At 67.6% G+C, this 11,576-nt stretch carries 16 protein-coding genes and 1 pseudogene; 6 read left to right on the forward strand and 11 right to left on the reverse strand.

From position 1 onward, the window contains the following. Nucleotides 1-168: 168 nt before the first annotated feature. Complete coding sequence (locus tag E1H18_RS18125; protein WP_172271064.1) at nt 169-2,232, reverse strand: phosphocholine-specific phospholipase C; 2,064 nt, start codon at nt 2,230-2,232, stop codon at nt 169-171. A 44-nt stretch (nt 2,233-2,276) separates the two neighbouring features. Between E1H18_RS18125 and E1H18_RS26890 the strand changes: the two are divergent. Further along, nucleotides 2,277-2,395, forward strand: a pseudogene (locus E1H18_RS26890) (hypothetical protein); the annotation flags it as partial. Between the two features lie 9 nt (nt 2,396-2,404). On the opposite strand, the gene E1H18_RS18130 reads toward E1H18_RS26890, so the two are convergent. The 3 genes from E1H18_RS18130 to E1H18_RS18140 form a co-directional block, all read right to left on the reverse strand. Beyond that, the gene (locus E1H18_RS18130; protein ID WP_172271066.1) at nt 2,405-3,523 is read right to left on the reverse strand and encodes a Zn-dependent alcohol dehydrogenase; all 1,119 of its coding nucleotides are present in this window, start codon (nt 3,521-3,523) and stop codon (nt 2,405-2,407) included. 86 nt (nt 3,524-3,609) lie between these two features. Next, nucleotides 3,610-4,131: a hypothetical protein gene (locus tag E1H18_RS18135; RefSeq protein ID WP_172271068.1), complete on the reverse strand. Its 522-nt coding sequence runs from the start codon at nt 4,129-4,131 to the stop codon at nt 3,610-3,612. A 95-nt stretch (nt 4,132-4,226) separates the two neighbouring features. Beyond that, nucleotides 4,227-4,700, reverse strand: a complete 474-nt coding sequence (locus E1H18_RS18140; protein WP_172271070.1) for a chemotaxis protein CheW — start codon at nt 4,698-4,700, stop codon at nt 4,227-4,229. A gap of 200 nt (nt 4,701-4,900) precedes the next feature. Between E1H18_RS18140 and E1H18_RS18145 the strand changes: the two genes are divergently transcribed. Next, nucleotides 4,901-5,281 carry a hypothetical protein gene (locus E1H18_RS18145; protein WP_172271072.1) on the forward strand — a complete coding sequence of 127 codons (381 nt, stop codon included), beginning with the start codon at nt 4,901-4,903 and terminating at the stop codon, nt 5,279-5,281. Between the two features lie 134 nt (nt 5,282-5,415). Then, entirely contained in the window at nt 5,416-5,643 is a 228-nt protein-coding gene (locus E1H18_RS18150) for a hypothetical protein (RefSeq protein WP_172271074.1), read from the forward strand. Nucleotides 5,644-5,664: 21 nt separating this feature from the next. On the opposite strand, the gene E1H18_RS18155 is transcribed toward E1H18_RS18150, so the two are convergent. From E1H18_RS18155 to E1H18_RS18175, 5 genes are all read right to left on the reverse strand, one after another. Further along, nucleotides 5,665-5,970, reverse strand: coding sequence for a hypothetical protein (locus tag E1H18_RS18155; RefSeq protein ID WP_172271076.1), 306 nt, complete (start codon nt 5,968-5,970; stop codon nt 5,665-5,667). A 148-nt stretch (nt 5,971-6,118) separates the two neighbouring features. After that, nucleotides 6,119-6,649 carry a polymer-forming cytoskeletal protein gene (locus E1H18_RS18160; RefSeq protein ID WP_172271078.1) on the reverse strand — a complete coding sequence of 177 codons (531 nt, stop codon included), beginning with the start codon at nt 6,647-6,649 and terminating at the stop codon, nt 6,119-6,121. 84 nt (nt 6,650-6,733) lie between these two features. Then, nucleotides 6,734-6,979, reverse strand: a complete 246-nt coding sequence (locus tag E1H18_RS18165; RefSeq protein ID WP_172271080.1) for a DUF2188 domain-containing protein — start codon at nt 6,977-6,979, stop codon at nt 6,734-6,736. Between the two features lie 82 nt (nt 6,980-7,061). Beyond that, on the reverse strand, nt 7,062-8,072 hold the full coding sequence (cobS, locus tag E1H18_RS18170) for a cobaltochelatase subunit CobS (protein ID WP_172271082.1): 1,011 nt from the start codon (nt 8,070-8,072) through the stop codon (nt 7,062-7,064). A 77-nt stretch (nt 8,073-8,149) separates the two neighbouring features. Continuing rightward, the gene (locus E1H18_RS18175) at nt 8,150-8,518 is read right to left on the reverse strand and encodes an RcnB family protein (RefSeq protein WP_172271084.1); all 369 of its coding nucleotides are present in this window, start codon (nt 8,516-8,518) and stop codon (nt 8,150-8,152) included. Nucleotides 8,519-8,654: 136 nt separating this feature from the next. On the opposite strand from E1H18_RS18175, the gene E1H18_RS18180 reads away from it, so the two are divergent. After that, the gene (locus tag E1H18_RS18180) at nt 8,655-9,362 is read left to right on the forward strand and encodes a phosphatase PAP2 family protein (RefSeq protein ID WP_172271086.1); all 708 of its coding nucleotides are present in this window, start codon (nt 8,655-8,657) and stop codon (nt 9,360-9,362) included. Here the strand turns inward: E1H18_RS18180 and E1H18_RS18185 are convergent. Next, nucleotides 9,359-9,796 carry a hypothetical protein gene (locus tag E1H18_RS18185; RefSeq protein WP_172271088.1) on the reverse strand — a complete coding sequence of 146 codons (438 nt, stop codon included), beginning with the start codon at nt 9,794-9,796 and terminating at the stop codon, nt 9,359-9,361. The two genes, E1H18_RS18180 and E1H18_RS18185, sit on opposite strands and share 4 nt — an antisense overlap. A 146-nt stretch (nt 9,797-9,942) precedes the next feature. After that, entirely contained in the window at nt 9,943-10,599 is a 657-nt protein-coding gene (locus E1H18_RS18190) for a J domain-containing protein (RefSeq protein WP_172271090.1), read from the reverse strand. A gap of 56 nt (nt 10,600-10,655) precedes the next feature. Here E1H18_RS18190 and E1H18_RS18195 point away from each other — a divergent pair, with 56 nt between their 5' ends. Continuing rightward, a complete protein-coding gene (locus E1H18_RS18195) occupies nt 10,656-10,931 on the forward strand; it encodes a BolA/IbaG family iron-sulfur metabolism protein (protein WP_172271239.1) in 276 nt (91 codons plus the stop codon). Nucleotides 10,932-11,031: 100 nt separating this feature from the next. Further along, nucleotides 11,032-11,448 (forward strand): cytidine deaminase, encoded by a 417-nt coding sequence (cdd, locus tag E1H18_RS18200; protein ID WP_172271092.1) that lies wholly within the window; start codon nt 11,032-11,034, stop codon nt 11,446-11,448. The last annotated feature ends 128 nt before the right edge of the window (nt 11,449-11,576 follow it).

The following is an 11,576-nucleotide window of genomic DNA, read 5'->3' on the forward strand; positions in this document are numbered from 1 at the left end:
CCTGAAACGATTCTAAGCCACCATATCCCGCTTCCCCGGCGAAAGCCGGGGCCCAGATCCATCCCGAGCCGCTTGGGATGATCCGGGATGCGCCCTGCCATTTCGCAACGCGCTCGTGGGTTCGATCTGGGCCCCGGCTTTCGCCGGGGAGATCGGAAAAAGAGAACCCTAGATGGTCAGCCGCGCCGCCCCGCCCATCAGCGGATCGCTGATCGACGGCGCGCCGGTCTCGATGCGTCCAGCCAGGCGGCGCAGCCAGTCGGGGTCGCCGTCCTGGCGAACGGTCAGGTCGTACCAGCCCTGCTGCGTCGGCAGGGCGCGCGAACCGATCTCGCGCGGAGCCAGGGTCACGCGCCAGGGCTCGCCGGTCTCGGCGGTGACGACCATGGTGCGCGGCTCGGCGCCGCTGTTCTTTAGGGTGACCAGCAGGGTGGCGCCGCGCACGCGGGCGCTGGCCTCGACGCCGGTCGTCTCGCCCGCATTGACGAACTGGCGATGGAAGCCGTTCGGTCCCAGCACCCACAGGTCGTAGGCGCCGGCCGGCCAGGCGTCGTCCAGGGTCTTGCCCGGGCCGACCGTGTAGCGGCGCGGCACGGCGTCGAGCCGCAGGCGGTCATAGACGTGCAGCACGGCGGCCTGGGCGCCGGTGTTGGTGAAGGTCAGGGTCATGGCCCCGTCGCGGACCTTGCCTTCGACGCCCAGAGCGTAGGGCAGGGCGCGCGAGGGCCGCGTGCCCTTGTCCTGCACCGGGGCGACCACCTTGGTCGGCGTCGGCGGCTTGAACTCCGGCAGCTTGGCGGCGCGGGCGGCGGCTTCGGCCACGCGCGGCAGCGGCGCGAACGGCTGGTCGTTGGGGGTCTTGAAGTCGAAGCAGCTGGTCAGGTCGCCGCAGACCGCGCGTCGCCACGGCGAGATGTTGGGCTCCATCACCCCGAACCGCGCTTCCAGGAAGCGGATCACCGAGGTGTGGTCGAACACCTGGCTGTCGACCCAGCCGCCGCGGCTCCAGGGCGAGATGGCATAGAGCGGTACGCGCGGGCCCAGGCCGTAGGGGCGGCCCATCAGGTCGTCGCGCTCGGACTTGGCCTCGCTGGCGGCGCGCACGTGGTGGTGCTCGCCGGTCAGGTCCACGGTCGAGCCGCCCAGCAGCTTGCCGTCAGGGCCCTTGGATGGAGCCGACGGGGGCGGCATGTGGTCGAAGAAGCCGTCGTTCTCGTCGAACATCACCAGGAACACCGTCCGCGCCCAGACCTTGGGATCGGCGGTCAGGGCGTCGATGACCCGGGCGGTGTAGTCCGCGCCCTGGGCCGGGCTGGACGGGGCGGGATGTTCGCTATCGCCGGCCGGGGCGATGATCCACGACACCTGCGGCAGGCGGCCGGACACGACGTCCTCGCGCAGCTTGTCCAAATGCTGGGTGCTCAGCGCCAGGGCCTTCAGCCGCTTGTCCGAGCCCGGCAGATCCTTGTGGGCGTCGCGATAGGCCTTGAAGCCGGCCAGCGGGTTGTCGGTGAAGTTGTCGGCCATGTCCTGGTAGATCTTCCAGGAGACGCCGGCCTTCAGCAGCCGCTCGGGATAGGTCGTCCAGCTGTAGGAGTCCGGCGAGCCGCCCTGTTCGGCGAAGTTGTCGTGCGAGTTCGAGATCGACGGCCCGCCGGCCTTGCCCGCGGGGTCGTTGGTGCCCGTCCAGAGGAACAGGCGGTTGGTGTTGGTGCCGGTCTGCGTCGAGCAGTGGTAGGCGTCGCAGAGCGTGAAGGTCTCGGCCAGGGCGTATTGGAACGGCATGTCAGCGCGCTCGAAATAGCCCATCGACCAGGGCTCCTTGGAGTCCGGCCAGCGGTCCATGCGGCCCTGGTCCCAGGCGTCCTGGGCGTTGGTCCAGCTGTGCGGCGTGCTCTCGACCCGCATGTGGGCGAAGGTCTTGGTGGTCTCCAGCGGGAACGGCGCCAGCAGCTGGTCGCCATAGGCCTGCAGGAACACCGAGCCGTTCTCGCGGCCGGGTTTGTTGTGGACGGGGATGGGGAAGCGGTCGCCAAAGCCGCGCACGCCCGACAGGGTCCCGAAGTAGTGGTCGAAGCCGCGGTTCTCCTGCATCAGGATGACCACGTGCTCGACGTCCTGGATCGTGCCGGTGCGCACGTCCGCATCGATCGCGGCGGCGCGGGCCAGGGCCGGCGGCAGGGTCAGGGCGCCGATGGCGGCCAGCAAGCTGCGGCGGTCGAGAGCGGGCATTGAGGGTAGTCTCCGGTAAGTTGCGCCGGAGGTAGCTCAAGGATGTGACAGGTCGTGCAGCCGTCCTCGCCCTTCGACAGGCTCGGGGTGAGGACGACTTTTGGCGCCGATCAGTAGGAAACCTCACCCTGAGCTTGTCGAAGGGCGAGGCTTCCGGTCCCGCTGAGGCGCCTCAATCAAACACGATCACTGACCGCGCCAATTCCCCGCGCTTCAGCTCATCGAAGGCCGAATTGACCTCCTCCAGCTTGATCCGCCGCGAGATCAGGGCGTCCAGGTTCAGCTTGCCGTTCATGTAGAAGTCGACCAGCCGCGGCATGTCGACCGGGAAGCGGTTGGAGCCCATGTAACTGCCCTGGATGCGGCGCTCGCCCAGGAAGTCGACGCCGTGTAGTTCGATCTTGGTGCCGACCGGGATCATGCCGATGACATTGGCCGTACCGCCCCGGCGCAGCATCTTGAACGACGCCTCCGCAGTCTGTTTCAGGCCGATGGCTTCGAAGCTGTGCTGCACGCCGCCGCGGGTCAGCTCGACCACGGCCTTGGCGATGTCGTCCACCTGCGAGGCGTCGATCACGTCGGTGGCGCCGAACTGCTTGGCCAGCTCCAGCTTCGACGCCATGCGGTCGATGGCGATGATCCGGCCCGCCCCGGCGATGGCCGCGCCGTTGATGGTGGCCAGGCCCACGCCGCCGCAGCCGATCACCGCCACGGTCTCGCCCGGGCGGACATTGGAGGTGTGCATCACCGCCCCGACCCCGGTCATCACCGAGCAGCCGATCAGGGCGGCGCGGTCGAACGGCATGTCCTTGCGGACCGCGACGCAGGCGTGCTCGTGCACCAGCATCATCTCGGCGAACGACGACAGGTTCAGGAACTGGGCCATCTTCGTATCGCCCCCTCCTTCGCCATTTGGCCCGGACAGGTCTTCCTTGAACAGGCGCGGCGCGTCGCCCTTGTCGCGGCGGGTCTCTGGGCTGATGCACAGGTTCATGTGGCCCGTGAGGCAGACCTCGCAGTGGCCGCAATAGGGGTTGAGGCAGGTGATGACGTGGTCGCCGACCTTGACGGTGCGGACCTCGGATCCGACCGCCTCGACGATGCCGGCGCTCTCGTGGCCCAGCACGGCGGGCAGGGCGTGGGTGTAGGAGCCCTCGATGAAGTGCAGGTCGGAGTGGCAGACGCCGGCGGCCTTGGTGCGGATCAGCACCTCGCGCGGGCCCGGCTTGCCGATGGCCACGGTCTCGATCTCGAGGGGCTTGCCCACCTCGCGCAGAACAGCGGCCTTCATGCTCGTCTCCCTTTGTTTGGCGGGAGACTAGCGTTCGCCAAGGGGAGAGCGGAAGGGGCTATTCGAACAAATGTTTGGAGCGAGGCCTACTCTTCGCGCAGCTCAAGCGCGGTGAAGGGGCGCTGGTCGCGCTCGATGCGGATCAGGTCCAGAACGCCGATCATCTGCCGGGCCCGCCAAGCGCTGGCCATGTAGGCCAGGGGGCCGCAGGTCAGGATGACGCCGATCGCGATCGCGGGCTGCTGATTGGCCTTCAAGAAGGTCACGACGCCGTCGCCGGCCAGATCCGCCAGCAAGGCCGTGATCGAAAGCGGGAAGGTCAGGTAGACGATGATCACCGCGCGCAACATCTGATCCTGCCGCCGGGCGTTCAGGGCGGCCAGCGCCGAAAGCCCGTCGAACAGCGCGTCGTCGACGCCGTCCAGCAGCGCGAACGCCTTGCGGGTCGAGGGATTGCGACGGAAGCCGGACAGGAAATCGACGCCGAGATAGCCCCACGAGCCAGGGGACACGAAGCCGTCGGGGATCAGAGTCCGGATCGGGAACAGCCGGTGCAGCGCTTGCCAGAGCCGCCAGAGGTCCGGGCGCACGCTCTCTACGGTGTCCATGCTGTGTCCCCCGACAAAGGCGGGCACAGTGTTCGACGCGAAGGCGGGTTGCAAGTCGTACGCGATGAGCGCCGGAGGCGAGCTGTGGAAAATCCTTAGGCCGCCAGGGCGACCGGACGCTCGGGCAGGATGCGGCTGACGGCCAGCAGGACGGTCATCGAGCCTTCGCCGGCGGTGATGACGGCCGACACCAGCGGGCTGTCCTGGCCATCGCCCAGGGCCGGCGGCGGATTGATCTGCTCGGCCTCGACGGTGAAGCTGTCGCAGACGGCGTCGACCAGCAGGCCGGCGACGTCGGTCTGGTTCTCGACCACGATGATCACCTGTCGCGGGCCGTCCTCAGCCGCGCCCTTGCCCAGGCGCCACGACAGGTCGATGACCGGCATGACCTGGCCACGCAGATTGATGACGCCGCGCACATAGGGCGGCGCGTCGGGCAGCGGGGTCGGCGGGGTGACGCCACGGATTTCGCGAACGGCGCTGACGGGAACGCAATAGGTCTGGGCGCCCACTTCGAACGACAGAACCTGCAGGGCCTGGCCTTCGGCGTACGACAGGGAATTGCTCATGGCGTTCTCTCCGGAGCGCGCGATCTCTAGTTCGGCGGAGTTTTCCCCAAAAAGATGAACAAACCGATTGCGGCGCCCGTTGGGTCTTGGCGTTGGTCAGGTTCGTTCAGGCGCCGTTCAGCCACGGAGTCCGATCTTCTGCTCAACGCTTGAGACGACGCGCATCGCGCCGGGAAGCAAAGGATTTGAGGGAGGCCGTCATGGCCAGCAAGCTCATCACCACCATCGGCCGGGTCGGCGCGGGCGTCGCCGCGGTGTCGCTGGTCCTGGCCGCCACCTCGGCCTCGGCCGATCCGCGCTATCGTCATCACCGTAACCGGGGCGGCGACACTGCCGCGGCCGCCATCGCCGCCGGCGTGGTCGGCCTGGCGATCGGCGCAGCCATCTCCGATAGCGGCCGTCGCGATCGCGGCTATTACGACAACGGCTACTACGCCCCGCCGCCGCCCCCGCCGCCGCGTTACGGCTATGGCTACGGCTACGCCCCGCGTCCCTACTACGGGGGCGGCGGCGAGTGCTGGACCACCCGCGAATACGACCGCTGGAACGGCTCTTACTACGAACGGACCGTCTGCCGCTAAGCGACGGCCTTCAAGCAAGAAGCCCCGGAGCCTGTTCGGCCCCGGGGCTTTTTCGTGTCCCGAAATGAGGACTCGACTCTCTTGCGGAATGCGAACAAAAAAGGAACATTACTCCCGGCCACAGGAGGCTCCGCATGTCGCTCGCCGCTCAGTACCCCGTTTCACAGACTCCGTTCGGCGCGGGCCTGCATCTGACCGACGATCGCCTCGACATCGCCGAGGCGGTGCTGGCCGGAGCCTGGCGCACCTTGCGCGCGGCCGGCTTCGGCGAGGCCGAGGTCCAGGCGCTGTTCGACCAGATCGCCGACCGGCCGGAAGATCTCGCCCGCCGCCTGCGCAAGATGGCCAATGCGGCGGGTTGATCCGTTTTGGGATTTTAGGGGCTAGGCCAAGCGTTCGATCAGGGCGCGCAGCATGTCGGCGCGCTGGGCGGTGTCCACCGAGATGCGGCCGGCCAGTTCGCGCACGCCGACTGGATAGGCGTCGCCGCCGTCGGCGATCAGCTTGGCCTGGTCGGCCAGGCGGCGCAGGTCGCTGTTCAGGCGCTCGACTTCCTCATGCGCCAGGATGCGGGCTTCTTCCTGCAGACGCTTGATGCGCTGACCCGTGGACTCTGGACCGCGGCCCAGGTCGTAAATTTCCGCCGGACCCGAGACGGGCGGCACGATCTTCAAAGGCTTGCCAACCATGGATGGGGGCTCCCTGGATTGCAGGTCGCGAGACGTCGACCCTCACCATAACAAAGCCCGGCTTAGCGTCAGTGTTCCGTACCGACGGTCGCTAAGTCGCTGGCGTGGCCGCCGCGCCACATAAGAGGGCGCGGCGCCGCAAAAGGCGTCAGTGGGCCGTATGGTTGTAGGGGCTCTGCGAGGCCGACGGGGCGGCCTGCGGGGCCGGTGCCGGCTGAGGAGCCGCCTGGTGGGCCTGCGGCTGCGGGGCAGGCGCGGGGCGGCGGAACTTCAGGCTGCGGCCCTGGAACTCGGCGCCGGGCTCCATGGCCAGCTGCTCGTGGGTGATGTCGCCGTCGACGCGGGCGGTGCCGTACAGACGCACGCTCTGGGCCGTCACCGCGCCGATCACCAGGCCGTGGATCTCCATGGCCTGCGAGACGACCGAGCCCTCGATCCGGGCGTTGGGGCCGACGATCAGCTTGCCGACCTTCACGTCGCCCAGCACCACGCAGTCCAGATGCACTTCCACGTCGCCGACCACGTCACCGCGGATCGTCAGGCCCTGGGCGAACATCGAGACCGGCTTGGGACGCGCGGGCGCCGGCGCAGGCTGGTGCTGGACCGGCGCAGCCACGCGCGCCGGCTGCTGTTCCAGCGGAGCCAGGGCCAGGGGGGCTTCTTTCTTCTTGGCGAACATGGCGGCGACCTTGTCTCAAAATGGCTTGTCTTGAGTGACGTGCCGCAAGATCGGGGCCGTTTTCGGAACTCGGCCGGCTTTGGCCTATTTCGTGTCCCGAACATGGGTCGTCGGCCGGTCGTCGCCATCCGACACCTCGCCGTGCCAGACGGCGTTCTTGTCCTCGTAGACGATGCCGACGTCCTCGCCGGGCAGCTCCTGTTCAGCCGCCGCGGTCTTGGCCGCCTTCAGCGCCGCCTCGTGGGTCGGGAAGGTCTCGGAGAACGTCGCCCCAACCTTATAGGCCCAGCCGCCGTCGTGCTCGACGATGTCGTAGGTGATGTCGGTCATGGGGCGGTCTCCGGTTGAGGCGGGAAACGAACGGGCCATCGCCCCACTACGTTCCTTCTCCCGCGAAGGGAGAAGGACGAGATCAGGCCACCTTCACGCGCGCCGCGCTTTCCGGCAGATCCGTGCCGAAGGCGCGTTGGAAGAACTCGGCCACCGTGGGGCGCTCGAGCTCGTCGCACTTGTTCAGGAAGGTCAGGCGGAAGGCCAGGGCCACGTCGTGATCGAAGATCTCGGCGTTCTGGGCCCAGGTGATGACCGTGCGCGGGCTCATGACCGTCGAGATGTCGCCGTTCATGAAGGCGTTGCGGGTCATGTCGGCGACGCGGACCATGGCGGCCAGGGTGCGCTTGCCGTCGGCGGTGTCGTAGGACGGGTTCTTGGCCAGCACGATGGCGGCTTCGACGTCGTGTTCCAGATAGTTCAGCGTCGTGACGATCGACCAGCGGTCCATCTGGCCCTGATTGATCTGCTGGGTGCCGTGATAGAGGCCGGTGGTGTCGCCCAGACCGATGGTGTTGGTCGTCGAGAACAGCCGGAAATACGGATTGGCGCGGATGACGCGGTTCTGGTCCAGCAGGGTCAGCTTTCCGCCGGCTTCCAGAACGCGCTGGATCACGAACATCACGTCCGGACGACCGGCGTCATACTCGTCGAACACCAAGGCGATCGGGCGCTGCAGGGCCCAGGGCAGGATGCCTTCGCGGAACTCGGTGACCTGCTTGCCTTCCTTCAGGACGATGGCGTCCTTGCCGACCAGGTCGATACGGGAAACGTGGCTGTCCAGGTTCACGCGGACCAGCGGCCAGTTCAGGCGCGCGGCGATCTGCTCGATGTGCGTGGACTTGCCGGTGCCGTGATAGCCCTGGACCATCACGCGGCGGTCGTTGGCGAAGCCGGCGCAGATGGCCTTGGTCGTCTGCGGATCGAAGCGATAGGCGCTGTCGATTTCCGGCACGTGGCTGTCGCGGTGGCTGAAGGCCGGGACCTTCATGTCGCTGTCGACGCCGAACGCGTCGCGGAGCGTCACCCACTTGTCGGGGACCAGGGTGATCAGCGGATCTTGGGCGGAGCTGGTTTCGGCGAACTCGGGCATGCCTACCCGATTAAACGCTTGACCCAGGGTAGGGGAAGGGGGCGCCGCATCGCGACACCCCCTCCGGGCCTAGTTTTTTAGCGGTTGGCGATGATCACCGAGGCGATCAGGCCCGTGGCGACGGCCGTCAGCAGGTACTGGTTGTCGACCCGCTGCCAGCGATAGCCGCGCGGCGGCTGGCGCAGGCCATAGCGACGATAATCGCTGACGTAGTAGCGGTTGTCGCGATACTGGCGGTCCAGGCGTTGGCCCTTGGCCCAGCGGCGGTATTCGCGACGGTCGCGGCGGTCTTCGGCGCGGGCCTGGTCGCGGCGGCCTTGTTCATAGGCGCGGTCGCGCTGGTCATAGCGGCCGTTGTTGTTGTGGTCGCGGTACTGGGCCGAGGCGGCGCCGGCGCTGCCAGCGATCATCAGAACGGCGAGCGAAGCGGTCAGAAGGCGTTTCATGTGGGGTCTCCTTCGATGAGGATGTCAGAATAGGGGACATGACCTAGTCCCAGCATGAACGACGCTGGTCAGCTTAAGTTCATGTTTCAAAAGGGAAATATTGTAGTCTGAAGTCTGCATTTCGGGAGCTATGCCTTTGATCCGTATCGACTTTCGCGCTCTGCTGACGGCCGCGCGGCGCGAGTTGGCTGCGACCTGCGCTTTGCTGATCGTCGGTCTGGGGGCCATGGGCTTCCTGTCGATCGCCGAGGAAGTTCAGGAAGGCGAGACGCGGGCGCTGGATCTGGCGGTGCTGAAGGCCCTGCGAGTCGATGGCCAGCCGGACGTGATGATCGGCCCCGATTGGCTGCATGTCGCCGCGATCGACATCACCGCCCTGGGCTCGCTGGCGGTGCTGGCTCTGCTGATCCTGCTGGCCTTCGCCTTTCTGGCGGCCCTGCGGCGCTGGAGCGAGGGTGTGCTGCTGGTGGCGGGCGCGGGCGGCGGATTGCTGATCAGCCAGGGCCTGAAGCTGGTGTTCGGGCGCGAGCGGCCGGACTTGGCCTATCGCGCGGTCGAGGCGGTCAACGCCAGCTTCCCGTCCGGTCACGCCATGCTGTCGGCCGTGGTGTTCCTGACCCTGGGCGTTCTGGCCGCGCGCTTCGCAGACCGACGGCGGGTCAAGGTGCTGGCGGTCAGCGCCGCGGTGCTGATCAGCCTGCTGGTGGGCCTCAGCCGGATCTATCTGGGCGTCCACTGGGCCAGCGACGTGCTGGCCGGCTGGTGCATCGGCGCGGCGTGGGCGATGGCCTGCTGGCTGGCGACGGTGTTCGTCCAGCGCCGCTTCACGCAGCGCGTGGCTTAAGCTTTCGGCTTGGGCCGCCAGCGCAGTTCCAGGGTGGTCCAGACGGCGCCGGCGAAGTCGAGCAGGCCGAACGCCAGCCAGGCCTTCGGCAGCCAGTCGGCCAGCACGAAGGCGCCGATCACCACCAGCGAGAACACCCGCAGCACCACCGAGGCCCGCATATAGGTGCGTTGTCCGGTCCAGCCGGCGACATGGTAGCCCATGGCGTAGGCCAGCAGGGCGAGGCCCGCGAACCGGACCCAGGGCAGGGACGGCTCTTCGACCGAGGTCTTGAGCAGGTCCAGGCTGGCGCGCGGGGCGACCGCCAGGGCCAGGCCGCCGGTCGACAGCAGGCCGCCCCAGAACCAGATGCTCCACGGCTTGCCGAACGGCACGGGCGTCACGGGCGTCGGCGGCTCGCTAGGCGCGCGCCATTCCGGGTCGTTGACGGTCATGAAGAAAGGTCCCTACGCCCACTGGCGCGGGAGGATGGCCCAGGGGAGGGGCGCTTCGCAAGTGCGGGGCCGGACGAGCCTAGGAGCGCTGACAGGATCGGCGTCCCAAACTCCTCCTCATTAGAGAGAAGGGCGTGGGCGCGCCCTCAGCTCTTCACCATGCCGGACTTCTGCAGCGTCTTGTAGGCCTTGATGACCCGCTGCAGCTTGTGCTCGGCGCTGCGGTCGCCGCCGTTGGCGTCGGGGTGGCAGCGCTTCAGCAGCTCCTTGTACTTGGCCTTGATCGCGGCGCTGTCGGCGCCAGCTTCCAGGTCGAGGTCGGCCAGGGCCTGGCGCTCCAGCTTGCCCAGGCCGCGCTCGGCGGCGGTGCGCGCTGATTCGGCCTTGCGCTGCTGGGCGCGGAACACGCCGAACGGATCGGCGAAGGCTCGAGCGTCGCGAGCGGCCGCGGCGGCGGCTTCGCGGGAGTTGGCGTCGGCCTTGAAGCTCCAGGTCGGGCGGCCGCCGGTCTGGCGTTCCTTCTCCTGAGCGGCGCGGATCTGCGACTCGCTCATGCCGGCGTAGAAGTTCCAGTTCTTGTTATACTCGGCCGCGTGCGGCTGGCAGAACCAGTAGTGCTCGTTGGGCATGTCGCGCGACTTGGGCGCACGGGTCGATCCCGCCAGGCGACAGTCAGGATGGTCGCAGCGTTTTTCGCCCGGCTTCAGGCCGAGGACGTCGTTGACCGCGTCGTCCTCGCCCTTCTTCGGGGGGCGGACGCGGATGTCGGTAAACTTGGGGCGATATTCGAACTGCCGGCTCATGGCCCCTAGAGTAATCTCGCGCTATTTCCGTTCAAGGATTGACTTGCAAGAGACGCATCATGGGCGCCGTCATCGACACCATCCGCCACAAGCTGGAGGAGGCCTTTTCGCCCACCCGCCTGGAGATCGTCGACGATAGCGATCGCCACCACGGTCACGCCGGCCATACCGGTTCGGGCGAAAGCCATCTGAACCTGCGGATCGAGGCGCAGGCCTTTGCGGGCAAGGCCCGGGTGATGCGCCAGCGGCTGGTGATGAAGGTGCTGGAAGCTGAGCTCGCAGGCCCCGTCCACGCGCTTTCGATCATCGCGACGGCCCCCGGCGAAGGGTGATCCCAGGGGCTTTCGCGCTGCGTTTTTCGCTTGCGCGGAAGCCCTGCGGCTGATTGCCTCTCTCCCCGGCGCGATCCTCTGCCGGAAGGTGGGACGTCGCATGATCGCCAATCCAGACATCGCCGAACAAGAGGCCGCCCGGGTTCTGCCCGAGCTGTTGTCGCGGTCCTATGCCCGCTATTCGAACTTCACGGTGGCGGCGGCGGTGATCGACGAGGACGGTCGCGTCCACTACGGCGTCAATGTCGAGAACGCGGCCTATCCGGTCGGCACCTGCGCCGAACAGACGGCGATCGGGGCGATGATCACGATGCGCGGCCCCCGGCGGATCGACAGGGTGTTGATCGCAGCCGGCTCCGGCGCCGTGGTCCAGCCTTGCGGGGCCTGCCGCCAGCGCATCGCCGAGTTCGCCGGCGAGGCCTGCCAGATCGTCTCCGTGCAAGGCGGGGCGACGACCGAGCGCCTGCCGTTCTGGGGTCTGCTGCCGCATTCGTTCGGGCCGCGTGACCTCGACTAACGTCGCGAGACAAGCTGGGCGTGTAGGGTGCGAATGATCTGCACGCTGGGGTATGTTCGGTATGCGACGCAACCGAAACAAAGTGTTTCGGAAATAATTTGTCTCAAATATCGCTGATCTGCGGATTC

The organism is Caulobacter sp. RHG1 (assembly GCF_013181195.1).
Classification (GTDB): Bacteria; Pseudomonadota; Alphaproteobacteria; order Caulobacterales; family Caulobacteraceae; genus Caulobacter.

Coding starts and splice junctions, on each gene's coding strand:
- E1H18_RS18130 (WP_172271066.1), bottom strand. CDS start 3,523: ATGAAGGCCGCTGTTCTGCGCGAGGTGGGCAAGCCCCTCGAGATCGAG.
- E1H18_RS18140 (WP_172271070.1), bottom strand. CDS start 4,700: ATGAGCAATTCCCTGTCGTACGCCGAAGGCCAGGCCCTGCAGGTTCTG.
- E1H18_RS18155 (WP_172271076.1), bottom strand. CDS start 5,970: ATGGTTGGCAAGCCTTTGAAGATCGTGCCGCCCGTCTCGGGTCCGGCG.
- cdd (WP_172271092.1), top strand. CDS start 11,032: ATGATCGCCAATCCAGACATCGCCGAACAAGAGGCCGCCCGGGTTCTG.
- E1H18_RS18165 (WP_172271080.1), bottom strand. CDS start 6,979: ATGACCGACATCACCTACGACATCGTCGAGCACGACGGCGGCTGGGCC.
- E1H18_RS18175 (WP_172271084.1), bottom strand. CDS start 8,518: ATGAAACGCCTTCTGACCGCTTCGCTCGCCGTTCTGATGATCGCTGGC.
- E1H18_RS18135 (WP_172271068.1), bottom strand. CDS start 4,131: ATGGACACCGTAGAGAGCGTGCGCCCGGACCTCTGGCGGCTCTGGCAA.
- cobS (WP_172271082.1), bottom strand. CDS start 8,072: ATGCCCGAGTTCGCCGAAACCAGCTCCGCCCAAGATCCGCTGATCACC.
- E1H18_RS18185 (WP_172271088.1), bottom strand. CDS start 9,796: ATGACCGTCAACGACCCGGAATGGCGCGCGCCTAGCGAGCCGCCGACG.
- E1H18_RS18160 (WP_172271078.1), bottom strand. CDS start 6,649: ATGTTCGCCAAGAAGAAAGAAGCCCCCCTGGCCCTGGCTCCGCTGGAA.
- E1H18_RS18150 (WP_172271074.1), top strand. CDS start 5,416: ATGTCGCTCGCCGCTCAGTACCCCGTTTCACAGACTCCGTTCGGCGCG.
- E1H18_RS18190 (WP_172271090.1), bottom strand. CDS start 10,599: ATGAGCCGGCAGTTCGAATATCGCCCCAAGTTTACCGACATCCGCGTC.
- E1H18_RS18125 (WP_172271064.1), bottom strand. CDS start 2,232: ATGCCCGCTCTCGACCGCCGCAGCTTGCTGGCCGCCATCGGCGCCCTG.
- E1H18_RS18145 (WP_172271072.1), top strand. CDS start 4,901: ATGGCCAGCAAGCTCATCACCACCATCGGCCGGGTCGGCGCGGGCGTC.